Annotated in this window: 21 protein-coding genes; 10 read left to right on the top strand and 11 right to left on the bottom strand. The window is 64.3% G+C overall.

Annotated features, from left to right (window positions below):
• The first annotated feature begins 17 nt into the window (after window positions 1-17).
• The 8 genes from ligD to NCS58_RS08135 all read left to right on the top strand — a co-directional run bounded on the left by ligD (window position 18) and on the right by NCS58_RS08135 (window position 9,859).
• Window positions 18-2,744, top strand: a complete 2,727-nt coding sequence (gene ligD / locus NCS58_RS08170) for a DNA ligase D (RefSeq protein WP_061121534.1) — start codon at window positions 18-20, stop codon at window positions 2,742-2,744.
• 19 nt (window positions 2,745-2,763) lie between these two features.
• Window positions 2,764-3,069, top strand: a complete 306-nt coding sequence (locus tag NCS58_RS08165) for a hypothetical protein (RefSeq protein WP_409241424.1) — start codon at window positions 2,764-2,766, stop codon at window positions 3,067-3,069.
• Window positions 3,070-3,273: 204 nt separating this feature from the next.
• Complete coding sequence (locus tag NCS58_RS08160; protein WP_061121533.1) at window positions 3,274-3,900, top strand: biliverdin-producing heme oxygenase; 627 nt, start codon at window positions 3,274-3,276, stop codon at window positions 3,898-3,900.
• The gene (locus NCS58_RS08155; RefSeq protein ID WP_061121532.1) at window positions 3,900-6,269 is read left to right on the top strand and encodes an ATP-binding protein; all 2,370 of its coding nucleotides are present in this window, start codon (window positions 3,900-3,902) and stop codon (window positions 6,267-6,269) included. The genes NCS58_RS08160 and NCS58_RS08155 overlap by 1 nt, the downstream gene beginning before the upstream one ends.
• A complete protein-coding gene (locus NCS58_RS08150; protein ID WP_061121531.1) occupies window positions 6,262-6,726 on the top strand; it encodes a response regulator in 465 nt (154 codons plus the stop codon). Before NCS58_RS08155 ends, NCS58_RS08150 begins: the two co-directional genes overlap by 8 nt.
• A 74-nt stretch (window positions 6,727-6,800) precedes the next feature.
• Complete coding sequence (locus tag NCS58_RS08145; RefSeq protein ID WP_061121530.1) at window positions 6,801-8,738, top strand: response regulator; 1,938 nt, start codon at window positions 6,801-6,803, stop codon at window positions 8,736-8,738.
• Between the two features lie 144 nt (window positions 8,739-8,882).
• Window positions 8,883-9,353: a VOC family protein gene (locus NCS58_RS08140; protein ID WP_061121529.1), complete on the top strand. Its 471-nt coding sequence runs from the start codon at window positions 8,883-8,885 to the stop codon at window positions 9,351-9,353.
• A gap of 29 nt (window positions 9,354-9,382) precedes the next feature.
• Window positions 9,383-9,859, top strand: a complete 477-nt coding sequence (locus tag NCS58_RS08135; RefSeq protein WP_061121528.1) for a VOC family protein — start codon at window positions 9,383-9,385, stop codon at window positions 9,857-9,859.
• 1 nt (window position 9,860) lies between these two features.
• Here the strand turns inward: NCS58_RS08135 and NCS58_RS08130 are convergent, their stop codons facing one another.
• Together NCS58_RS08130 and NCS58_RS08125 are read right to left on the bottom strand one after the other, a co-directional pair.
• Entirely contained in the window at window positions 9,861-10,676 is an 816-nt protein-coding gene (locus tag NCS58_RS08130) for an ABC transporter permease (protein WP_250538213.1), read from the bottom strand.
• Window positions 10,673-11,386: an ATP-binding cassette domain-containing protein gene (locus tag NCS58_RS08125; protein ID WP_061121526.1), complete on the bottom strand. Its 714-nt coding sequence runs from the start codon at window positions 11,384-11,386 to the stop codon at window positions 10,673-10,675. The genes NCS58_RS08130 and NCS58_RS08125 overlap by 4 nt, the downstream gene beginning before the upstream one ends.
• Before the next feature lie 160 nt (window positions 11,387-11,546).
• Here NCS58_RS08125 and NCS58_RS08120 point away from each other — a divergent pair, with 160 nt between their 5' ends.
• Complete coding sequence (locus NCS58_RS08120; RefSeq protein WP_250538212.1) at window positions 11,547-13,919, top strand: AsmA family protein; 2,373 nt, start codon at window positions 11,547-11,549, stop codon at window positions 13,917-13,919.
• A 35-nt stretch (window positions 13,920-13,954) separates the two neighbouring features.
• On the opposite strand, the gene NCS58_RS08115 is transcribed toward NCS58_RS08120, so the two are convergent.
• The 7 genes from NCS58_RS08115 to NCS58_RS08085 form a co-directional block, all read right to left on the bottom strand.
• Window positions 13,955-16,069 (bottom strand): TonB-dependent receptor, encoded by a 2,115-nt coding sequence (locus NCS58_RS08115; protein WP_250538211.1) that lies wholly within the window; start codon window positions 16,067-16,069, stop codon window positions 13,955-13,957.
• A 204-nt stretch (window positions 16,070-16,273) separates the two neighbouring features.
• Complete coding sequence (locus NCS58_RS08110; RefSeq protein ID WP_250476689.1) at window positions 16,274-16,621, bottom strand: DUF2946 family protein; 348 nt, start codon at window positions 16,619-16,621, stop codon at window positions 16,274-16,276.
• Between the two features lie 545 nt (window positions 16,622-17,166).
• Window positions 17,167-17,409: a DUF2795 domain-containing protein gene (locus tag NCS58_RS08105; protein ID WP_061121522.1), complete on the bottom strand. Its 243-nt coding sequence runs from the start codon at window positions 17,407-17,409 to the stop codon at window positions 17,167-17,169.
• Window positions 17,410-17,448: 39 nt separating this feature from the next.
• Window positions 17,449-17,715 (bottom strand): hypothetical protein, encoded by a 267-nt coding sequence (locus tag NCS58_RS08100; RefSeq protein WP_061121521.1) that lies wholly within the window; start codon window positions 17,713-17,715, stop codon window positions 17,449-17,451.
• Window positions 17,716-17,943: 228 nt separating this feature from the next.
• On the bottom strand, window positions 17,944-19,680 hold the full coding sequence (locus NCS58_RS08095) for a ClcB-like voltage-gated chloride channel protein (protein ID WP_061121520.1): 1,737 nt from the start codon (window positions 19,678-19,680) through the stop codon (window positions 17,944-17,946).
• Window positions 19,681-19,829: 149 nt separating this feature from the next.
• Window positions 19,830-20,633 carry a 2,5-didehydrogluconate reductase DkgB gene (gene dkgB / locus NCS58_RS08090; protein ID WP_250538210.1) on the bottom strand — a complete coding sequence of 268 codons (804 nt, stop codon included), beginning with the start codon at window positions 20,631-20,633 and terminating at the stop codon, window positions 19,830-19,832.
• Between the two features lie 25 nt (window positions 20,634-20,658).
• Entirely contained in the window at window positions 20,659-21,393 is a 735-nt protein-coding gene (locus NCS58_RS08085; protein WP_061121518.1) for a glutathione S-transferase, read from the bottom strand.
• Between the two features lie 190 nt (window positions 21,394-21,583).
• Between NCS58_RS08085 and NCS58_RS08080 the strand changes: the two genes are divergently transcribed.
• A complete protein-coding gene (locus NCS58_RS08080; protein ID WP_061121517.1) occupies window positions 21,584-22,825 on the top strand; it encodes a cystathionine gamma-synthase family protein in 1,242 nt (413 codons plus the stop codon).
• Between the two features lie 39 nt (window positions 22,826-22,864).
• Here the strand turns inward: NCS58_RS08080 and NCS58_RS08075 are convergent, their stop codons facing one another.
• Window positions 22,865-23,803 carry a DmsC/YnfH family molybdoenzyme membrane anchor subunit gene (locus tag NCS58_RS08075; protein WP_061121516.1) on the bottom strand — a complete coding sequence of 313 codons (939 nt, stop codon included), beginning with the start codon at window positions 23,801-23,803 and terminating at the stop codon, window positions 22,865-22,867.
• A gap of 18 nt (window positions 23,804-23,821) precedes the next feature.
• Complete coding sequence (locus tag NCS58_RS08070) at window positions 23,822-24,541, bottom strand: 4Fe-4S dicluster domain-containing protein (RefSeq protein WP_250476686.1); 720 nt, start codon at window positions 24,539-24,541, stop codon at window positions 23,822-23,824.
• Window position 24,542 lies beyond the last annotated feature (1 nt).

Raw genomic sequence — 24,542 nt, 5'->3', positions numbered from 1 at the left:
GTCACGCATAGACGACGATGGCTGACAAACTCGATACCTATCAGCGCAAGCGCAGCTTCGACAAGACGCCTGAGCCGTCCGGCGCCGCGAAACGCAGTGCGCGCGCGAAGCAATCCGCGGATCAGGCGCTGTCGTTCGTGATTCAGGAACACGACGCCCGCCGTCTTCATTACGACTTCCGTCTCGAGCTCGACGGCACGCTCAAATCGTGGGCGGTGCCCAAAGGGCCGAGCCTCGATCCATCGGTCAAGCGGCTCGCGGTGCATGTCGAAGATCATCCGCTCGACTACGGCTCCTTCGAAGGCGACATTCCCGAGGGCAACTACGGCGCAGGCAGCGTCATCGTATGGGATCGCGGCACGTGGGCGCCGCAGTCGGGCAGCATCGAGGAAGCCGCGCGCGAGTACGAGAAAGGCAAGCTCAAGTTCATCCTCGACGGCGAGAAGCTGCACGGCGGCTGGACGCTCGTGAAGAGTCACATGCGCGGCAGCGGCGACAAGGAGCAGTGGCTGCTCATCAAGGAACGGGACGACGAAGCGCGTCCCGAAGCCGAATACGACATCCTGCTGAAGAAGCCAGGCAGTGTGATGTCGGCATCGCTCGGCGCGCGCGACAAGAGCGGTGCCATTCGCGAGCGCACCGAACGCAAGGCCGCCGCGAAGAAAGCGCCGGCACGAAAAACGATCAGCAAGGAAGCGAACGGACACGCGCATCCGGATATCGTCGCGAATCGCAGCGACGAGTCGTTGCGCACGTTGTCGCACGAACCCGCGATCGAAGGCGCAGTCAAGGCGAAGCTGCCCGCGACTTTCAAGCCGCAGCTCGCGACGCTCGTCGATGCCGCGCCTCCCGGCGATGATTGGGCATACGAAATAAAGTTCGACGGCTATCGCATACTCGCGCGCGTTGAAACGATCAAGGGCAAGCGCGAGATCCAGATCTTCACGCGCAACGGCAACGACTGGACCGCGAAGTTTTCGAAGCAGGTGAAGGCGCTCGACAGGCTCGATATCGAAAGCGGCTGGCTCGACGGTGAAGCCGTGGTGCTCGACGATCGCGGCCTGCCCGATTTTCAGGCGCTGCAAAACGCGTTCGACGTGGGACGCCCGCAGGACATCGTCGTGTATTTCTTCGACGTGCCATATCTGAACGGCTACGACCTGCGCAACGTGCCGATCGTGCAGCGCCGCGCGATTTTGAAGGCGCTCATCGAGCCTGTCGACGATCCTGTTTTGCGCTATTCGCGGGACTTCGCCTTTCACGCCGACGATCTCCTCAAGAGCGCATGCGACATGGCGCTCGAAGGGATCATCGGCAAGCGTATCGACAGCACGTATGTCTCGGGGCGAAGCGCGTCGTGGATCAAGCTCAAGTGCCGTCGCCGGCAGGAGTTCGTCATCGGCGGCTACTCGGAACCCTCGGGCAGCCGCGGGCAGTTCGGCGCGCTCCTGCTCGGCGTCTACGACACGCACGGCAAGCTGCAATACGCGGGGCGCGTGGGAAGCGGCTTCGATCACGCGACGCTCGTCGCAGTGAAGAAGGAACTCGACAAGCGCGAAGTGAAGCGCATGCCGTTCGCGAGCGAGCCGCAGGAACGCAGCCGCACGCCTGTGCATTGGGTGAAGCCCGAGCTCGTAGCCGAATGCAATTTCGCGGAATGGACCAAGGAGCGTATCGTGCGACAAGCCTCGTTCGTCAGCCTGCGGGACGATAAGCCCGCGCGTCAGATCGTGAAGGAAGAGCCGGCATCGGCGAAGAAGGTGGCATCGAAGACGGCCGCTAAGAAGACACCTGTAAAGAAGACGCCTGCAGAGAAGACCGTGACGAAGGCCAGGACGAGTTCGGCCGAAATCGAAGGCGTGAAGATCAGCCATCCGGATCGCGTAATCGACAAATCGACCGGCTTGCGCAAGATCGATGTCGTCGAGTACTACGCGTCGGTCGCCGACTGGATGCTGCCGCATCTGAAGGACCGGCCGGTGTCCCTCGTGCGGGCGCCGGAGGATATCGGCGGCGAGCTGTTCTTTCAGAAGCACAGCGCGAAGCTCGCGATTCCGCATATCACCCAGCATCCCGATATCGATCCGGGGCATCCGCCGCTGCTGACGATCGAATCGTCGCAGGCGCTCGTCGGCACCGCGCAGATGGGCACGATCGAGCTGCATACATGGAACGCGGTGGCATCGAACATCGAGAAGCCGGATCGCATGGTGTTCGATCTCGATCCGGGCGAAGGCGTCGGGTGGGAACGCATGGTCGAGGCCGCGAAGCTGACGAAGGATCTGCTCGCCGAACTCGGCCTCACGTCGTTCTGCAAGACGAGCGGCGGCAAGGGCTTTCATGTGGTCGTGCCGCTCGCGAAGCAGGCGGGCTGGGACGAGATGAAGGCGTTCTCACAGGCGGTCGCGCAGCATATGGCGAGCACGCTGCCCAAGCTCTTCTCCGCGAAGATGGGCATGCAGAACCGCAAGGGCAAGATCTTCATCGACTATCTGCGCAACAACCGCGGGTCGAGCACGGTCGCGGCGTTTTCGCTGCGCGCGCGGCCGGGGCTCGGCGCGTCGATGCCGCTTTCGTGGGATGAACTCGACGACGTGAAGAGCGGCGATCAATGGAGCATCGGCAACGTGCGCGAGCGGCTCGATACGTTGCAGGGCGATCCTTGGGCGGGCTACGACAAGGCGCGTCAAAGAATCACGGCCGAGATGAAGAAGCGGCTCGGCATGGACGGCTCGCGCAAGTGAGCGTCCACACAGGGAGACGATGATGAAGCAGACGAACATCACGCCGGCGAGCGCGCCCGAACGCGGACGCGAGATGGCGAGCAAGGACCGCGAGACACAGGCGCATGACGATGCGTCGAAGGCGCCGCTGCCTCACGAGACGGATCAGAACGTCGAATCGCAGCATGAGGATCAAGCGCGCGACGTCGGCACGCAGGCCCACGAAGACATCGAACGCGGCCTCGTCGATACGGATCGACGAGGCGGCGGCGACTATCAGCGAGACACGCAGCGCGACGATCTTGCGAACGTCAACACCGACGAAAGGCGCTCGCGCGAGCCATGAACCGAACGGTGAAAGCCTTGGCGAATGGCACCGCGCAAGCCGCTTGCGTAGAATGAACCGTTGAACATGAACAGGTTTGGAAGGCAACGTTTGCGGCGTTTTTTCTACCGATGCGCCCGATCCAGGTCCGCGCAAAACCGGTAAGCCCTTCCGATGTCTGCACTCCTTTGCCCGCTTTACGGACCGAAGCCAACATAACGGAACATGCCCCTCGAACTTCTGTCCCGTCTGAAGAACGAAACCGCCGCGTGCCATGCGCGGCTCGAGAATGCACTCGACCTCATGCGGGACGACCTGCGTCGCGACGAGTACATTGCGCTGCTCGAACGATTCTATGGCTACGTCACGCCTTGGGAAGATGCGGTAGCCGCGTGCATGCCGGCATCGCTCTCCGACTTTTTCAATGCGCGCCGCAAGGCGGCGCTACTTGCCGCCGACCTCGCCGCGCTGACAGGCGAGACACAGTACGTCGCTTGCGTGCAGCAGGCCGATGCACACGATGATCTGCCGCGCATGCGCAACATCGGCGATGCGTTCGGCTCGATGTACGTGATGGAAGGCAGCACGCTCGGCGGGCGTTTCATCGCGCCTCATGTCGCCGAGCGTCTCGATCTCGCGCCGGGACGTGGCAATGCCTATTTCGACGGCTATGGCCCGCGCACGGGCAGCATGTGGAAGGCGTTTCGCGAGACCGCCGCGGCAAGCGTGCCCGAACGCCATTACGACGATGCGGTGAAAGCCGCCATCGCCACCTTCGACAGCCTGCACGCGTGGCTGTGCCCCGAAACGGCCGATGTCGGGCGTTTGCAGCCAGCGCCCGGAGCTGTCTGATGAGCGCCGCAAGCGAGCCGCCCATCGGCGCAGGGGCTTTGCACGACGCATCGAAGGGACCGCCCGATGCCGAAGCACGCCGGCGCACGCTCAGTTCGGGCGTCGCGAGCAAGGACTGCGATGCCGAGCCGATCCACATTCCCGGCGGCATCCAGCCGCACGGCTTTCTGCTCGTGCTCGGCGACGACCTGCGCATCGTGCAGGTAAGCGAAAACCTTGCATCGCTGACAGGCGCGCACGTCGACGCATTGCTCGGCGAGCCGCTCGATGCCGTGATCGGCGCGGCGGGTGCGCAACGTATCGCGCAGGCGGCGGCCACCTCTGTGCTCGAGGACGCGCCGCTATATATCGGCCCGATCGACGTGACGCCTTCGTCCTCCGAACGCTCGCTGCGTTTCGATGTCACGATGCATCGTCACGAGGGCACGCTCATCGTCGAAATGGAAACCGCCGCCGCCACCGGCGACGCGTTCGCATCCATGTATCCGCTCGTGCGCACGTTCGCGCGCGGACTCCAGGAGGCGGCGACCGTGCAGGCGCTCGCCGAGCTCGCGGTGCGCGAAGTGCGGGGGATCACGCGTTTTGGCCGCGTGATGCTCTACAGCTTCGACGAGGAAGGCCGCAGCCACGTGCTCGCCGAAGACCGCGACGAGGCTTATCCGTCGTTCCTGCATCAGTTTTTCCCCGCGTCGGATATTCCGCGCCAGGCGCGCGCGTTGTATCTGAAGAACCGCATCCGCCTCGTCGTCGACGTGAACTACACGCCCGCGCGGCTCGTGCCAAGTGTGAACCCGGCCACTGGCCGTCCCACCGATCTCACGTACGCGACGCTGCGCAGCTTCTCGCCGGTGCATCTGGAATACATGCGCAACATGGGGACGCACGCTTCGATGTCCGTGTCGATCGTCGTGCGCGGGCAGTTGTGGGGACTCATCTCGTGTCACGATCACGACGCGCGCATCGTGCCGTTCAACACGCGCGTCGCGGTCGAGCATCTCGGGCACATGCTGTCGTTGCAGATCGAAGCGAAGGAGGAGCGCGCCGAAGGCGAGTATCTGGCCGCGCTGCGCCGCACGATGGGCCGTCTGATTTCCGCGATGGGCGAGCACGAGAACTTCGTCGCGGGTTTGCAGGCGGTGCCGAACGACGTATTGAGCTTCGCGCGCTCGGCGGGCGCGGCGATCGTCTTCGACGATCAGATCACGCTGCTCGGCTCGACCCCCGACGAGGACACTGTGCGCGCGCTCACGAACTGGCTCGCCGAGAACACGACCGGCGTGTGGGCGACGGATTCGCTCGCGCGCGAATGGGCGCCCGCCAAGGCGCACGAGGACAACGCGTGCGGCGTGCTCGCGGTGCCGGTCTCGCAGATCTTTCGCAACTATCTGCTATGGTTCAGGCCCGAAATGATGCAGACGATCAAGTGGGCGGGCGAGCCGGTCAAAATAGCAGGCGCCGATGGCGCGAGCACGCCGCGCACGAGCTTTTCGCCGTGGCTCGAGACGGTGCGCGGACATTCCGCAATGTGGCGTCAGGGCGAACTCGAACTCGCCGGCGAATTGCGCGGCGCGCTGCTGAACATCGTGCTGCGCCGCGCGGAAGAGCGCGCCGAACTCGCGACCGAACTTGCACGCGCGAACAAGGAGCTGGAAGCGTTCTCCTATTCCGTGTCGCACGACCTGCGCGCGCCGCTGCGCCATATCGCGGGTTACGGCGATCTGCTGCGCGAGCAGGAAGGCGAGCGCATGTCGGACAAGGGCCGGCGCTTCATGAACAACATGCTGGAGTCGGCGCGTTTTGCGGGCACGCTCGTCGACGATCTATTGACGTTCTCGCAGATGGGCCGCGCGGCGCTCAGGCCGGCCCCGGTCGATCTCGGGCAGCTCGTGCGCGGCGTCGTCCACGAGTTCGAGGCGGAAGGCGCGGGACGGCGCATCGAATGGGTCATCGGCGAGCTGCCGCGCGTCACCGGCGACGCCGCTTTCCTGCAGCTCGCCGTGCGCAACCTCATTTCGAACGCGGTGAAATATACGCGGACGCGGGAATCGGCGAAAATCGAGATATTCGCGACCCGAAACGGCGATGAATACGTGATCGGCGTGCGCGACAACGGCGTCGGCTTCGACATGAAGTACGGCGCGAAGCTGTTCGGCGTGTTTCAGCGGCTGCATCGCGCGGAAGAGTTCGAGGGCACGGGCATTGGGCTTGCCAACGTGCGGCGCATCGTCGAGCGCCACGAAGGGCGCACATGGGCCGAAGGGCGGCCGGGAGAGGGCGCGGTATTCTATTTCTCCTTGCCGGTCGTATTCCGCCATGCGAATGGAACGCAGGGCGGGCCAGGTACAAAGTCAAGAAAAGACCATGCTTAAACCGATTTTGCTCGTCGAAGACAATCCAAACGACCTCGAGCTCACACTCGTTGCGCTCGACAAGAGCCAGCTCGCGAACGAAGTGATCGTCGCGCGCGACGGCCAGGAAGCCATCGACTATCTCACCTGCGAAGGCGAGTGGAAGGAGCGCGCGCCCGGCAATCCGGCGGTGATCCTGCTTGACCTGAAGCTGCCGAAAATCGATGGTCTCGAAGTGCTCGACATGATCCGCTCGAATGCGTCGCTGAAGAGCGTTCCGGTGGTCATGCTGACGTCCTCGCGCGAGGAACAGGATCTCGTGCGCAGCTACGAGCTCGGCGTGAACGCCTACGTCGTCAAGCCCGTGGAATTCGCCGAGTTCGTCGAGGCGATCAGCGACCTCGGCGTATTCTGGGCGGTCCTCAACGAACCGCCGCCGGGCTCGACACGCTTCCGGCGGCCGCCGGCCGCGCAATGATTGCAGCGCCCATGTTCGCGAACTCGCCCGGTCCGATGCGCCAGCAGGCGTCCTTTGAAGAGGACGTCTAGATCATGCAGCCCCTGCATCTGCTTCTCGTCGAAGACAACGCACTGGATGCGGAGCTGACGATCGCCCAGCTGGAGCGCGCGGATTACGCGGTCGATGCGTCGATCGTGTACGACTCCGCGGCGTTCATCGCCGAGCTCGGGAAAAAGCGCTTCGACGTCATCCTCGCCGATTTCGTGATGCCCACGTTTTCCGGCATCGAGGCCCTCACGATTGCGAGCGAGCGCTCGCCGGACACGCCGTTCATCTTCGTGTCGGGCTTGCTCGGCGAGGAGCATGCCGTCGACATGCTCAAGCGCGGCGCGACCGACTACGTGCTGAAGCAGCGACTGCAACGCCTGCCCGCGGTCGTGCGCCGCGCGATGCGCGAGAGCGCCGAGCGCGCGCAACGCATCGCGGTCGAGCGTGCGTTGCGCGAGACGGAGACGCACTTCCGCCTGCTCATCGACGCGCTGAAGGATTACGCCGTCATCACGCTCGATCCCGAAGGGCGCATCCGCACGTGGAACGCGGCGTCCGAGCGCATTCTGGGCTTTCCGGCGCAGGACGTGCTCGGCCAGTCCGCGAGCATCTTCTATGCGCAGGAAGACCGCGAAGCCGGCGTATTCGATGCCGAGCTGGAGACGGCGCGGCGCGAAGGCAGCGCGAGCGACGACCGCTGGCTCTGGCGCAAGGACGGCCATTCGTTCTTTGCCTCGGGCGTGACGACGGCGATCCGCAGCGAGCATGACGAGCTGATCGGCTTCTCGAAGATCGTGCGCGATGCGACCGACGCCCACATGGCCGCCGACGCGCTGCGCCTCGCGAAAGATCAGGCGGAATCCGCGAATCGCGCGAAGGACCATTTTCTGGCGGTGTTGTCGCATGAGCTGCGCACGCCGCTCACGCCGATTCTCGCGGCCGTGCGCCTGCTCGAGATGAAGCATTCGCTGCCGCGCGAGGCGCATCCGACACTCGATCTCATCCGTCGCAATGTCGAGCTCGAAGCGCGTCTGATCGACGATCTGCTCGATCTCACGAGCATCGCGCGCGGCAAGCTGTCGCTCAATTTCGCGAGCGTCGCGCTCGATACCTTGCTGACGAGCGCGCTCGACATGTCCGAGGCCGATCTGCGCGCGAAGGGCCTCACGCTCGAAACGCGTTTCGACGCGGACCGGTTCGTCGTGCTCGGCGATGCCGCGCGCCTGCAGCAGATCGTCTGGAACCTGATGAAGAACGCGGTGAAGTTCACGCCGGCGGGCGGGCGCATCGACGTGCGTACCTGGAACCCCGACCCGTCGACGATCGCGGTTTCGGTGACGGACAGCGGCATCGGCATCAGCGCGGAGGCGCTGCCGCGCATCTTCTCCGCGTTCGAGCAGGCGGACGATTCGATCACGCGCTCGTTCGGCGGCCTGGGGCTCGGCCTCGCGATCGCGAGCACGCTGGCACAGAAGCACGGCGGCACGCTCTCCGCCTATAGCGAGGGGCGCGACACCGGTGCGCGCTTCACGCTCACGCTGCCGCTCGCGAGGGTCCAGCCCGCGCACGAGGACGCGCCGCTCGTCGAGGCCGCGAGTCGGGAGCAGGGGCGCGCGCTCAAGGTGCTGCTTGTGGAGGACAACGAGCAGACGTCATCGGCGATGGCCGAGGTGCTGGAAATGCTCGGCCACGAAGTGACAGTCGCCGTGACCGTCGCCCAGGCGCTCGAGCGCGCGCAGAGCGGGCCATTCGATCTGCTCGTCAGCGATATCGGCCTTCCGGACGGCAGCGGGCTCGACATCGCGCGCGCCTGGCAGACCGTTCAGCCCGACAAGCCTTCGGTGGCGATCACGGGTTACGGCATGGACGAAGACATTCGACGTTGCCGCGAAGCGGGTTTTCGCGACCATCTGACCAAGCCCGTCAATTTCTCGCGACTCGAGGCGCTCATTCAATCGCTCGCTGACCGGCCTTCGAAATAAGCTATCCCCCAAGGCGAATCCGCGGCTGCAAACAAAATTTGACGGTGGCGTGCGTAGTCGTGTCGATTGACCGGCTGTCCGTTCGTTGTAGCGTATGAGGGCCGCGCCAAACCCGGCGCGCTTCATCCACAACACGGAGCCGATATGTCCACTTCCGCTGTCAAGCCCATCCCCGAAGGCATGCATTCGCTGACCCCGCACCTCGTCTGCGCGGGCGCCGCCGAAGCGATCGAGTTCTACAAGCGCGCGTTCGACGCCGTCGAGCTCGGCCGCATTCCCGCGCCGGACGGCAAGCTCATGCACGCGATGGTCAGAATCGGCGATTCGACGCTGATGCTAGTCGATGAATTTCCGCAATACGGCTCGGTCGGTCCGAAGGCGCTGAAGGGATCGCCGGTCACGATCCACCTGTATGTCGAAGACGTCGACGCCACCGTGAAGCAGGCCGAAAGCGCGGGCGCGAAAGTGACGATGCCCGTCGCCGACATGTTCTGGGGCGATCGCTATGGGCGCGTGGAAGACCCGTTCGGCCATCAATGGTCGGTCGCGACGCACACGCGCGACGTCACGCCGGAGGAAATGAAGCAGGCGATGGGACAGCAACCGTGCGCGTGACGCACGATTCCACGAATGGAGATCCGCACATGCACAAGATTTCGCCCTGTCTATGGTTCGAACGCGCCAACGCCGAAGAGGCCGTGAACTTTTATGTCGATACCTTCAGGAATGCGCGCATCACGGAGATCATGCGTCATACGGAGTCGAGTCCAGGACCGGCGGGCAGTGTGCTCGCCGTCCTGTTCGAACTGGAAGGCGAGGCGTTCCTGGCGCTGAACGGCGGCTCGGAATTCAAGTTCACGCCAGCCATCTCGATGTTCATCAAATGCGACACGCAGGAAGAGATCGACCACTACTGGGACAAGCTGTTGGACGGCGGCCAGTCGATGGCCTGCGGCTGGCTCACGGATCGCTTCGGCGTGACGTGGCAGGTCGCGCCGAGGCGCCTGCTCAAGATGCTGCAGGACCCGGACCCGGTGAAAGCCGATCGCACCATGAAAGCGATGCGCGAGATGATCAAGCTCGATATCGCGGCGCTCGAGCGCGCTTACAACGGCGAGTGAGCTACGCGGGGCGCTTGCGGGGTTTTCGTTCCACCAGCTTCGACGCCATGAACCGGTGATCGGCCGAAAAGAGCCGCCGATACGTCAGCACGACGGCCCCGACCACGCCGAGCCCCGACGCCGCCGCAATCAGAAACATGAAGACGATCTGATAGCGCACCGCCTGCAACGGCGACTGCCCGGCCAGCACCTGGCCCGTCATCATGCCCGGCAGGCTGACGAGACCGACCACGGCCATCTGGTTCAGGGTCGGAATCATGCCCGCGCGCACGGCCTGGCGCGCGGGCCCCTGCGCCGCTTCCCAGCGCGAGGCGCCGAGCGCAAGCGACATCTCGACCGCCGCGCGTCCGGCGGTCAGTTCCTCCGTCATGCGCTCGATGCCGAGCGACACGCCTGTCAGCGTGTTGCCGAGAATCATGCCGAGAATCGGGATGGCGTATTGCGGCTCGTACCACGGATGAATCCGAATCACGATGAAGAGCCCGAACGCGCCGATCAGCCACGAACTGCTCCAGATGGACACGATGCTGTCCGCGCGCTGGCCCGCGTATGTCCGCCGCCCGCGGCCGGATGCGGCAAAGCCGGCGATGATCGTCATCAACGCCATCAGCGGCAGCACCACATACCAGCGATCGAACGCAAACACCCAGCCAAGCACATATCCGATCAGCAGCAGCTGGACGACGGTCCGGACCGCCGCGACGAGCAGCTTGCGCTCGAGCCCGAGATCGAGCGCGACCGACAGCGCGCCATTGACGACAATCAACGCCGCCGCGAGGCCGATATCGAAAAGACTGAGGTTCTGGTAGCCGCTCATCGCGTCTCGCCTCCGAGCACGCCCGCGTTCATCGTCAAATGACGCGTCGCGACGCGCCGCGCCTGTTCCGGGTCGTGCGACACCCAGATGCACGCGCGCTGCGGGCCGGCGTCGGACCAGGCACCGACGAGCGCTTCGATCGAGCGCGCCGATGCCGGATCGAGCGATGCGGTCGGCTCGTCGAGGAGCAGCACATCCGGCGCGAGTTGCAGCACGCGCACGAGCGCCGCAATCTGCGCTTCGCCGCCCGACAGATCGCCCGCGAGCTTGTCGAGGAAGTCTGCGCCGCGCCCGGCCGCCTGCGCCAGCCGCATCGCCGCGTCGGGATCGAAATGCGCGTCCCGATAGGTTTTCAGCGTAAACGGATAGCGCAGATTGTCCTCGACGGTGCCATCGAGCATCGCGGGACGCTGCGCGATATAGGCGACGCGCCGCCGATAAGCCGGAATGCGCGAGCGCGCGATGCGCTCGCCGAGCCATGTGACATGGCCGGCGTCGCACGCATCGAGCAGCGCGAGCGTGCGCAGGAAGACGCTCTTGCCGGAGCCCGACGGCCCGGTGATCGCCGCGCGCTGGCCCGAATAAAGCGCGAAGTCCGTGGGATGCAGCAGCACCGCGCCGCGCAGGGCGTCGCGACGCACGACGCCGTGCGCGGCGACGAGTTCCACGGGAGGCGAAGGCGCAAAAAGCGGCGATGTCGCGTCGGGCATCGATTGATGTGGGGGTCTCGTTCTTCGGAGCCGACATCTTACGGACATTCGGCGTTCAACGGCTGATCAACGACTGATCAACGACTACATAACCGCTACGCCCGCACGGGCACACTATGTGCTGCCGCACTCATGATGAGAAAAAACGGATGGAGCCGTCATGCCGCAGGCCAGAACGACCGGAAAAATCGGAAGGATCGTCGCATGGTTTTTTGCCGTTCTGGCGGTTCTGATCGCGATACTGGTAGTCATCTTCCTGACGTTCGACTGGAACCGTCTGCGGCCTTGGGTGGATGACAAAGTGTCCGAGGCGATCGGCCGGCGCTTCGAAATCACGGGCGATCTGAAAGTGGGCTGGCGCCGTCCGCCCAACGAAACGGGCTGGAAACGCTGGGTGCCGTGGCCGCGGTTCTCCGCTGAAAAAATCACCATCGCCAATCCCGACTGGACGCGCCAGAAATTCTTCGCAACGCTCGACGAGATCGACTTTCAGGTGGCCGTGCTGCCGCTGCTCGCACACGACATCGTGGTGCCGACGATCAATCTCGCGAATCCGTCGATCGATATCGAGCGGCTCAAGGACAATCGGAACAACTGGACTTTCAAGTTCAAGCAGTCGACCGAGCCGTCCACCTGGAAGCTGAAGCTCGGCGATATCTCGCTCGCGAAGGGCACCGTCGACGTGCACGATGAAGTCACCAAGGCCGAGATGCAGGTCGTCGTCGATACGCTCGGGCAGCCCGTGCCGATCGGCGAGGCGATGAAGCAGCAGGAATCGGCGTCCGCGAAGTCGTCGGCGGAAATGGTCGGCAAGAGCGGCGCGACGAAGCTCAACAAGCAGGCCGATGCGGCGGCGGCGTCCGAAGCGTCGGCGGCGTCGGCGGCATCGGCTGCTGCCGTCGCGAACGCGTCCGCGCCGAACCCGGCGAGCACGTCGGCGAATACCAGCATCACGACCAAGGAAGGGCCGAAGCCGCCGGTTCCGCCGTACGCGTTCGGCTGGAACGTGAAGGGCACGTACAACGGCGGCAAGGTGTCCGGCGACGGCAAGCTGGGCGGCGTGCTCGCCGTGCAGGACGCGACGCGTCCGTTCCCGGTGCAGGCCGACGTGCGCCTGGGCGATACGCATATTGCCTTTGTCGGCACCGTGACCGATCCCGCGCATCTCGCCGCGCTCGATCTGCGGCTGTGGATACAGGCCGTGAGCATGGCGCATCTCTATCCGTTCACCGGCGTGACGCTGCCCGAGACGCCGCCGTTCGCCACCGAAGGGCGGCTCACCGGCCAGTTCCGTGAAGACGGCAACGTGTTTCATTACGAGAACTTCACCGGGCGCGTGGGCGGCAGCGACATCAACGGATCGCTCGTCTATGCCGGGAAGAAGCCGCGGCCGCTCTTGCAGGGCGAGCTCGTGTCGCATCTGTTGCAGTTCAAGGATCTCGCGCCGATCATCGGCGCCGATTCCAACGCGAGCAAAGCCAAGCGCGGCGATACGGAAAAGCAGCCGACGTCGAAGGCCCTGCCGACCGAAGAGTTCAAGACCGATCGCTGGAAGGCCATCGACGCCGACGTGAAGTTCACCGGCGAGCGCATCATCAAAAATCCGGATCTGCCGATCACCAACCTGTACACGCACGTTCTGATGACGAACGGCGTGCTCTCGTTCGAGCCGCTCAGGTTCGGCGTGGCGGGCGGCTCGCTCGCATCGAACATTCATCTCGACGGCAGCGCCGCGCCGCTCAAGGGCCGCGTGTCGGCGCAGGCACGGCATCTTAAGCTCAAGCAGCTTTTCCCGACGGTGAAGACGATGCAATCCGCGCTCGGGGAGATCAACGGCGATGCAGCGCTCTCCGCCACCGGCAATTCGCCCGCGGCGCTCGCGGCGACATCGAACGGCGAGGTGAAGGCGCTTATCACGCAGGGCACCGTCAGCCGTCTGTACATGGAGGCGGCGGGGCTGAACGTGGCGAACGTCGTGTATGAAAAGCTCTTCGGCAAGCGCGATGTGAACATCAACTGCGCGGCGGCGGATTTCGTCGTGACCGACGGCGTGCTCGATTCGCGCGTCTTCGCACTCGATACCGACGACGCGGTCATCAACGTCGACGGCACCATCAATCTCAAGACGGAGGACATGGATCTCGGCGTCCATCCGCACACGAAGGGCCTGCGCGTTTTCTCGTTGCGATCGCCCCTCTACGTGAAGGGCACGTTCAAGGATCCGCATGTCGGCGTGAGTCCGGTTCTGGCGTTGCGCGGTGCTGCCGCGGTGGGCTTGGGCCTCATCAATCCGTTCGCGGCCCTGATTCCGCTCATCGCGCCGAGCAACAACAAGCCGCTGCCTTGCCAGCAGATGCTCGCCGATATCGGACGACCGCCGAGCGCGCCGCCGGCCGGCCAGAAGCAGCAGGCGAAGGCGGCGCCGGCCTATATGTCCTCGGATGCGGCGGCGAGCGGCGCGGCGAAGGACAAGGGCGCGAAGAAGCCCGCCGCGCCTGCGCCGGCGAGTGCGGCGCAGTATCGGGGAAGTTGACCGGGTGACGCACGTGCCGGTCGATTGCCGCGCGGTTAGAACGCGTACCGCACGCCCGCGAACACACTGCGGCCTTCGCCCGGATAAAAGATCGCCGTCGACGCCGCCGTTTGCGCATTCGCGATAGTGCTGATGTCGCTCACATAGCGCTTGTTGGTCAGATTGCGCGCATCGAGAAAGACCGACAGGCCGTTGCGGAAATCCATTCCCGCCTGCACGCCGAGGAGCGTATAGCCCGGCACGCGAAGCGTGTTGGCGTCGTCGGCCCAGGCGCCCGCCGGCACCCAGTCGACCGATGCGGACACGTGAAATCCGTTGGGCCGCGAGTAGCCGAGCACCGCGCGAATCACATTGACCGGCACGCCCGCGATGCGGTTGTTGCCGTACTGCGGATCGTCCTTGAAGCGGAAGTCGCTGAGATTCCACAAGCCGGATAGCGTGATCTTGTCGCCGGCGCCCGGGCGCGTAACGTCACGCCACACATCCACCGATACCCCCGCCTCGATGCCCTGCAGCACCGTCTTGTTCGCATTGAAGGTCGATGCAGGTATGTCGGGATTGGTCGTGTATTGAAGCAACTGGTCGCGCACGAGCGAGCGATACGCGGTGAGGTCCCAGCTCACGCGATCGCGTGTGCCGCGCGTGCCGAGTTCGAGCGTCCACGCGTGTTGCGACGTGAGCGGCGTGAAGCGCGTGGTGTTCGCGAAGGTCTGCGTGAGATCGGTGAAATCGGGCACGTCCTGGCTGCGGGTGATGTCCACATACGCCTGGATCTCGCGATTCGGCTGCCACATCACGCCGAGCTTGGGATTCACGCCGCTGAACGTCTCGCTCGCCGACTTGTAGTTCGGGTCGGCCGCGAGGCCGCCGTGATCGACGTACTTGCGCACGTCGCGCAAAGCCTTGAAACCGGCCATCAGGGCGACCGTCGGCAGGAGGAACAGGCGGTCCTCGACATACGCCTCGTAGTTGTAGGCGCTTTGCGTCGAGTCGAGTGTCTGTGCGCCTTCGTTGCCCGACACGTTGACGTACTGCCGCGCCTGCGTAGTGCCGCCGAAGAAGCGCGCGCCGGCGATGACGTCGTTGCGCATCCCGCCGGCGTTGAATGTCGCGGTATAGCGCGGCGCGAAGCCGTAGGTCCAGCCGTCCTGATCGATGACCTGGAAGATCGGGTGATACAGACTCTTGTGGATGGCCCAGGTGACGAAGTCGAGCTGGCCGGCATCGAGCTTGACCGTCGTCTTGTTGGCGATGCGCTCGGTGCGCGTATCTCGCGCCTGATCGCCGGAAAGTGCGCTCGGCGATGCCTTGGTCGGGTTGTTCAGCGCGTCGCTCAGCGACAGCGTGCCGGGAAGCTGCTGGTCCACGACATACGCGCCGAGATAGAAGCGCGTCTCGACATCCGGCGAGAAGCGATAGCCGATATTCGCGTTGAACTGTTCGTACTGGCCGCGCTCGTGATCGCGATAGCCGTCTGCATGATTCACGGAGAACGTGCCGATGAAATCCAGCGGCCCCATCACGCGCGAAAACTGCGCGCTGCCCCGCACCGTGCCGAAGCTGCCGCCATCGAGCCGCAGGATGTTGGGCGCATCGGCGGTGTAGGCGCTGGGGGTCACGAAATCGATCGCGCCGCCCATCATCGACGATCCATACGCCAGGCCGTTGCCGCCTTTATAGACATCGGCGGACTGCAGCGCGAGCGGATCGATCTGGTAATAGTCGCCGCTGCCATCGGCGAGATTGGTCGGAATGCCGTCCTGCAGGATCTCGAGGCCGCGCGTATGGTAGCCGCGCGCAAGCCCCGAACCGCGAATGGACACGCGCAGCTCCTGTCCGTAGCGGTTCTGCACGAAGACGCCGGGCACGTTCTTGAGGACGTCGCGCAGCGTGAAGGCGTAGGTGTTCTGGTAGTCCGCGCTGTCCACGAAGCCGACGGAGCCGACCGTCTGATCGAGCGCGCGCTTCTCCTCGGCGACGTTGTGCGATGTCAGCGAATGTTGCGCCTGTCCCTTTACGATCACGGCGGGGAGCGCCGCGGGCTCGCCGGTTTCCGTGGTTTGTGCGGCTTGAGCGAAGGCGCGCGTGGCGAACAGCGCGGTGATGCTGATGCCCGTGACGAGGGCGTTTTGCCGGACGACTCGCTTCATGGTTGCGTCCTCCCGATGTCGATTGATCGGGACGCGCAATCGCCGCGCGTGTGCGTGTGCAGATGTACGGACGGCACGAAGCCGCCGCTCGCTGAAAGAGTGAGCATGGTTCTTCTTCGAATTCGTGATGAAAACGCGTGGCGCGACGCTACCGGCGCGCGACGCCATTCGACGCCGCGATGGCATCGATCCGTTTGGACGAAGTCAGATGAGAACCGGTGGAGCGCGTGATTGCGCTGTGGTGAACGCAGGAGCGGGGCGCTCGACGCTAACGAGCGCGACGACGACGGTGCGGCGCGCCGGGACATCGAGCGTCGCCGAGGCGCGTGCGCTCGAAATCGCGGGCGCATGCGCGAAGAAATGGCAGTAGCCGCAGGCCTGATCGTCGAGATGAGCGAGCGTGTCCGGTGCGTGATGGCCGGCTGGCTCGACCTTCGACCCATGCACCGAGCAGAGTTCGGCGCTCAGGTCACCGGCGCGCGCATCGGCCGCGAGCAGCTGCGAGACCATCGGCGCGAACGTGATCAGCAGCATTGCGAGCAATGCCAGCACTGAACCCGTTCGTTGATGGAAGCGACTGCGCATGGAGGAAGGCGTGTTCAAATCCGGAGTGCGGGATTATGCCACCCGGTTACTTCGTATTAGAAAGCCAAAGCGCATAAATTCCGGGATCAGACGGCGGGCATGACGTCGCGGGTTGTCCACACGAACTGGGGAGCACTCTGTTGAAAAGGCGCCCAAAAGTCTGCTAAATGACTGGCGCCCAAGGAAAAGTCAGGTGCGCTTCACGACGCGTCAACACGTGCCGGCCTCTGCATAACTTATCCCCAGCGCAAGGGGAAAGGGCTGTGGAAAACCGCTTGGCGACTCGTCTAGTTTCTTGATTTCGCGGCGTAATCCCGGCGCGACGCGGATCGCGCCACGTTTTTGCCATCCCGAGCTTCGCCGATCCGACGCCCGACTTATCCACAATTTCTGTGGATAGCAGTGTTGAAAAGGCTCGCGTATCGTCGTTAAGTCTTTGATGAATAACGTTTTGTATGACCTGACCGGAACCGTGCGAGCAACGGCGCCCATTTCGTTCGCAACGGGGACGATCAGACGGAAATGCCCGGTCCGCCGTTGCTGCCGAGCAGTTGCTCGACGGCGTTCGCGTCCGGGTAATCCTGTTCGGGCAGCCCGTCGAACACGGTGATGACGTCATTGGAGACGCCCGCTTCGCGTGCTGCATCGACGATCGCGTCCTTGTTGGCGGGATACTTCACGAGGCGCAGGACCTGGGCGATTTCATCGTCGATCGGTTCGTCGTTCAAGGCGTGGTTTGCGTGCGTGTCGGTCATTCCGAGGTCCAGAGTCGAGTCAGTGGAGAGAAGGGTGCGTCAGGTCTGCACCTGAATGGGCTGGCTCGCCATGCCGTGGTTCGGCGCTCGGGACTTGGGCAGCGGCACGTGACGCCAGCGCGCGTGATCGAGGTCCTGCGCCGAGACGTCGGGCGCGGGCGGCGCAACGGGCGCGGCGTTCACACGCAGCGCGGCGCGCGTCGCGGCAATGGTGGCGGTGGATTCGTCCGTCGAACCCGTGTGCAGCGGCGCGGCATAGCACGAGACCGAAACCAGGGCCATCGACAACAACGTTGAGGTCTTCATAGGGCAACCCCTCCTCACGTAAGCAGCGTAAGGCACCAAGCAAAGCCTATGCCGGTGCGCCTATGCGCTGCCCGCCGTGCGCGCGGTCCGTTCGGACGATGCGCGCACGGGCGCGACGAGTGGGCGTCGCGCGGACGTATTTCGAGTGAATTCTGAAGTCGGTCCGACTCGCGCGAAAGACGCGCGCACGCGTCATTGCGCGCCGCGAAATTGCATGGCTGCGCAGTTTCAGCGCGACGTCGGGTTCAAACGGAAGTATGCGTCCAGAAGAGATGTTTTGTACACGACGCCGAGCAGGAGCGGCTGCGTCTTTTTCTCGATCACCGGAAGCCGCTCGCCCTGGAATGCGAGGAAGTGCTGGAGCGCCTCGCCGAGCGACATGTCGGGCGTGAGGACGTCGAATTGCGGCTGGAGATAGTCCGCGGCGGTCTTGGTTTTGGTGTCGTGCTCGTCGAGCAGATCGGAGGTGATGTCCTTCAGGGCGACCACGCCGCGAAAGCGCTCGGCTTCGTCGACCACGTAGAGATACTTCACCGGATATTCGAGGAAGACGCGCGTCATGTCCTTGATGTTCGCGGTGAGCGGCACGACGGTATCCGCAGGCTTGACGAGCTCGCGCATCTGCGTCGCGGCGAGGCGCAGGCGCTCTTTTTCTTCACGATTGCGGCGCAGCGTGACTTCATACATCGACGTCTGCTCGGACGTGCGCGCGATGAAGTAGGCGATCACGCACGAGACCATCAGCGGCAGCATGACCTGATACGAGAGCGTCATCTCGAAGATCATCAGGATCGCCATGAGAGGCGCGTGCGTGGCGGCGGCGAGAAACGCGCCCATGCCGACCATCGCGTAGGCGAAGGGCGCGGACGTCGAGTCCGGCCAGATCGTGTGCACGCCGATGCCGTACAGGCAGCCGAGCACCGCGCCGACGAAAAGCGTCGGCGTGAAGATGCCGCCGACCGCGCCCGAGCCGGCGGTGGCCGCCGTCGCGATAAGCTTGAAGACGAGCACGGTGAGCAGCGCGGTCCACGTCCACGGCTCGTGCAGCAGCGAGTTCACGACTTCATAACCGTTGCCCCAGACCTCGGGCCACCAGATCGAAATCACGCCGACGATCAGCCCGCCGAGCGCGAGGCGCAGCGGCAATGGCAAGGGCAGCGTCGAAAAGCGCTTTCTCGATGCTGCGAGCAAGCGCAGAAAATGTGGCGCGAGCACGCCCGACAACAACCCGAGCACGACGAAGAGCAGCACTTCGACACCCGTCACGGTCGGAAACACCGGCATCTCGTATGGCGGGCGATAACCGGCGAACTCGCGCATCGTGATATTGGCGACGACCGACGAGACGACGATCGGTCCGAAGCTCTCCATCGCCATTGAGCCGAGCACGAGCTCCGTGACGAAGAACGCGCCGGCGATGGGCGCGTTATACGCCGACGTGATACCGGCGGCCGCGCCGCAGGCGACGAGCAGGCGCAGGCGCGGCGGATCGAAGTGGACCCAGCGCCCGATGAGCGACGACGCGAGCGCGGCGAGCTGCACCATCGAGCCTTCGCGGCCGATGGAACCGCCGCTCGAAATCGTGATGAGCGAGGACAGGCTGCGCCAGAGACTCTGCCACACGGGCACGACGCCATCGCCGATGGTGACGGCTTCCATGTAGTCCGTGCTCGCGTTCTTGCTCGCGTGCTTGCGCGCGATCAGCAGACACGCACCCGCGATGAGGCCGCCCACGGCCGGCAGCAGGATCCGCACGGGCCAGGGCAAGGTATGCGCGAGCGCGACGAGGCCTTCCGAAGGATTGCCCAGCAGACGTTGCAGGATCTGAATGCCTTCGCGAAAGACGGAAGTCGCGAAGGCGCCCGCCACGCCGACGACGACCGCCCAGACGAGCATCGTATGCGAGTCCGACAGACGGAAGAGACGTTGCGCGCGAGTCCGCAGCTTGAGCAGGAATGAGAGCACTTTTGCTGAATCGTGGAAAGCTTAGAAGCAAACGGAATAAGCGACTCGCAAGGATAGCATTGCGCCGTGCCGGAACGCGCTCGAAAACGCCCGCGACGGACGCAAAAAAGCCCGGCGTTCACGGCCGGGCTGCGTTGGACGCGTGCGTGTCACCACTTCGGCGCGAACGGCGGATTCGCGTGACGCCTGCCTTCGTCGAGCGCGTCGATCCTTGCGATGTCGTCGGCGTCGAGCTTCAGCTTCTGCGCGTCCCAGTTCGCCTGCTGATGCTCTCGATTCGTCGATGCCGACAGCACCACGATATCGCGCGACAGGAGCCACGCGAAGGTCACCTGCGCGGGCGTCGCGTTGTGCTTTTGCGCGATCGCCTTGAGCGTCGCGTCCGTATGCGCGCGGCCTTCGCCGAGCGGCATGTACGCGGTCACCTTGACGCCGAGCTGCTGCGTCGCGTCGACGAGCTTGCGGTTCGCGAGAAACGGGCTCACCTCGAACTGGTTCGTGACGATCTCCTTGCCGCCCGGCGCCTGCAGCGCCTCTTCGAGCAGCGGCGCGGTGAAATTCGACACGCCGTAATGACGGATCAGACCGAGCTTCTGTGCTTCCTGCATCGCGGCGAGCGTTTCGGCGATCGGCACCGCGCCGTCGGGCGACGGCCAGTGCACGAGCGCGAGATCGATCGTGCCGATATCGAGCTTCGCGTGACTGTCCTTCAGGCTCGCGATGAGCGCATCGCGCGAGAGCCGCTCCCACCAGACTTTCGTCGTGACCCAGATGTCGTCGCGCGGCACGCCCGATTCGCGCACGCCCTGACCGACGGCAGCCTCGTTGTTGTAGAACTGCGCCGTATCGATATGACGGTAACCGATCGAGAGCGCGCTCTTGACCGCGTTCGTGGTTTTCGCGGCATCGACGCGGAACGTGCCGAGACCGAAGGAAGGAATCGTTTCTACCATGCTGGCTCCTGGGTTGCGTTGGGGTTCAAGCGTCCTGATCGAGTTCGGGATAGTGCCGGAAAATGCCCGACTCGTTGAACGGGATACGCCGTTCGGAATCGACGTAAGCCGCGATGTTCGGCCTTTGCAGGACCGCGTCGTGAATCGCCGCGACGCGCGGATACTGTGCGCCGAACTTCTTCATTGCGCGCGGGAAAGCGTAGTGCAGGCCGTCGACGATCTGGAAGACCGACAGATCCACGTAAGTCGCCGCATCGCCGATCATCTGCGTGTCGCCGTGCGGGTTCTGCTTCAGCACGCGCTCGAAGTACTTCATGAACTTCGGCACGCGCTTGTCGAGAAAATTCTGCGTGCGGATCTTTGCCGCGTCCATCTGATCCTCGTAGTAGAGATCGGTCGCGAGCGGATGATGCGTGTCGTGCACTTCGGTGACGAAATCGGCGATCGTCAGTTGCAGGCCATGCGCGACGTAGCGCAGGCCTTCGTCCTTCGGCGCGAGTCCGAGCTTCGGTCCGAGATAGAGCAGAATGTTCGCGACGTGCGGCACGATCAGCTCGCCGTCTTTCAGGAACGGCGGGGCGAAGGGGATGTGCGGCTCTGTCTTGCTGTTCAGGACTTTCATCATCGCGTCCATGCCGTAGCCGCGCTTACCCGATTCACGCGCGACGTCGATGTATGGCGCGCCGGCATCTTCCAGCGCGAGCCGGACGAACTCGCCGCGGCCCTGCAATCCGTTCCAGTAATGGAGTTCGTAAGCCATGTGAAAAGGCTCCTCGGGAAGGTGTGCCGCGTTTGCGGCGACAGTGGAGTGTGCGCGTTTTCAACGTGCGACGAAGCGCGCGTACGGAGAATCGGGCGAGCAACACGCGTTCCTGTTTGACGGCGACGCCATGAATCCGCCCAGATCGTGCAAAATTGATGTTTTGTGTTTTCGACGCAGCGGAGAAGGGATGGACAAGCAAGGCTTTACCACTGGCATCGTTCACGGCGACAGAAGCGTGGGCGTCGAGCATGGCGGCGTGCGGCAGCCGATCCACACATCGGTCCAGTACGGATTCGAGCGCGTGGAGGATCTGATCGGCGTCTTTCAGGGCACGAAAAAAGGCGGCTTCAATTACGCGCGTCAGGGCACGCCGACGACCGCGGCGCTCGAGCGCAAGATCACGAGCCTCGAAGAAGGCGTCGGGTCGATCTGCTTCAGCACCGGCATGGCGGCGCTGACGGCGGTGTTCCTCACCTTGCTGCGCGCGGGCGATCATGTCGTGTCGAGCCGCTACGTGTTCGGCAACACCAACAGCCTTTTCGGCACTTTGAGAACGCTCGGTATCGACGTGACGATGGTCGATTCGGCATCGGCCGCGAACGTCGCGGACGCGATCCGGCCGAACACGCGCATGGTGTTCGTCGAGACCATCGCGAATCCGGGCACGCAGATTCCCGACCTCGCCGGCATCGGCGCGTTGTGCCGCGATCGCGGTCTCGCGTATGTCGTCGACAATACGATCACATCGCCCGCGCTGTTCCGGCCGAAGGCGGTCGGCGCGAGCCTCGTCGTCAATTCGTTGACGAAGACCATTGCCGGACATGGCGCGGCGCTCGGGGGCGCAGTGACGGACACGGGCCTCTTCGACTGGAGCGCGTACCCGAACATCGCCGATGACTACCGCCGCTCGCCGCCGAAGGAGCAAGGGCTCCTGCAGATTCGCAAAAAGGGGCTGCGCGACATGGGCGGGTCGCTGTCGTCGGAGCAGGCGCATTCGATCGCAATGGGCGCGGAAACGCTCGCGCTGCGCGTCGCGAAGTGCAGCGAGAACGCGCTCGCGCTCGCGCAATTTCTCGAGCAGCACGAGGCTATCGGGCGGGTGTTCTATCCGGGGCTGAAGAGTCATCCGCAATACGAGATCGCGCAGTCGCTGTTCAAGGGCGCGTCGTGGCTGCTGTCGTTCGAATTGCGCCACGCGGATCGCATGATCGAAGTCGTCAACGCGCTGCAATTGCCGGTCAAGGCGACGGGCCTCGGCGACACGCGCACGCTGATCATTCCGGTCGCGCCGACGATCTTCTTCGAAGCCGGCCCGGAAGTGCGCAAGTCGATGGGCATTTCGGACGGCATGCTGCGTTTGTCCGCAGGTATCGAAGATACCGACGATCTCATCGCCGATTTCGATCAGGCGCTCAAGCTCGCGGTGTAGCAAGGAACGCGTGCCGTACGGCACGCGTCTTCCCGCCAATCACGAAGCGCGCGCGTAGTAGATGTTCTGCGGATGCCGCGCTTCGGCAAAGAAGAACCATCGCTCGGCGACGAGTCCCAGATACTGCGTGACCGACGCGAGGCAGAACAGCGCCACGGACTGCGCGCTGATCCCGAGCAGCATCAGCACGAACGGCACGCCGAACGCGCCGACGAGAAACGTCCACTTGATGCGCGCGATCGCTTGCGCCGATCGTCCATGAAAGAACTCGCGCAGATTGAACGCGCCCGCCGTGAAGCCGCGTGATTTCTGCACGACGTTCGGTCCTTTGATGCCCGTCGCGCTTTGCACGGTCGACTTCGGCCGCAAGCGGGCATTGCGCTTCAACGCGGCGACGCGCGTCGCGCAGCCTGCGAGCGTCAGGGTGCAGGCGCAAGCCGCAAGCCCCGCCGCGAGCGACGGCGCGAGCCACGCGGCGCAGGCCGTCGCAAGCGTGAAGCCGGACGCGCAGCCGAGCAGCACGAAGTTGACCATCGTGAGCGGCGTAGCCCATTCCTGCAGGAAGCGCAGGCACGCGTAGATCATCGCGGTGCAGACGAAGAGCGCCGCCGACGCAATCACGCCGATCACGCCGATGACGAGCGCGCCCGGCGTGCCCAGCCAATGCGCGATGCCGTACAACGCGTCGCACGCGAGAAACGCGGGCAGGCAGAGGCATTCGCGCGAGAGCCATGACGTGCGCCACATCGCGATCGCACGCCAGGCGCGCTCCGGATGCCCGAGATGAAAGAACGAAGCGATCAGCCCGAGCCCGCCGAGCACGACCGACAACGCCGCGCCGATGACGAAGAACGTCTGCGCAGGCAACCCGGTCAGACCGAGCTTCGCGAAAATTTCGACGCCGACGAGCGCGATCAGCAAGCCTTGCGCGGCGCCGCTCAATGTCGTGAGAAACACGACGGAAAACGCGGGTTTCATGTTCGAGCTCCGATGAAGTCAGACGCGCGCGGCCATCGCCGCGAGATTCAGGTCGCCGTGCGCTTCGAGCGAGGCGTCGTCGCCGGAATGACAACCGCACGAGCCGCCGCTGCCGCACGCATTCACCGGGCGCCGCGGCAAATAATGATTCGCGGGCTTGGTCTCCCATTCCGGCATCAACTGATAGCCGCCGCGTTCCTCGATCGCCTTCGAGACCACCGACTCCGGATCGTGGATATCGCCGAAGAGCCGCGCCGACGTCGGACAGGCGAGCACGCATGCGGGTTTGCGATCGCGCTCGGGCAGCGCCTCGTTGTAGATGCGATCGGCGCACAGCGTGCACTTCGTCATTTCCTTGCGCTCTTCGTCGAGCTCGCGCGCGCCGTACGGACACGCCCACGCGCAGTACTTGCAGCCGATGCACTTGTCGAAGTCCACGAGCACGAGCCCGTCTTCCTTGCGCTTGTAGCTCGCGCCGGTCGGACAGACAGGCACGCACGGCGGGTCCTCGCAGTGCAGGCAGGACTTTGGAAAGTGGATGGTGTCGGCGAGCGGAAACTCACCGGCTTCATAGGTCTGCACGCGGTTGAAGAAAGTGCCGGACGGATCGGCGTCATAGGGGCGCTGATCCGCGAGACTGCCCGCTTCGCCGGACGTGTTCCACTCCTTGCAGCTCGTCACGCACGCGTGACATCCGACGCACACGTTCAGGTCGATCACGAGGGCCATTTGGGTCATG

The organism is Caballeronia sp. INML3B (assembly GCF_023631305.1).
GTDB classification, from domain to species: Bacteria; Pseudomonadota; Gammaproteobacteria; order Burkholderiales; family Burkholderiaceae; genus Caballeronia; species Caballeronia turbans.
This window is presented reverse-complemented; position numbering and strand designations above follow the sequence as displayed.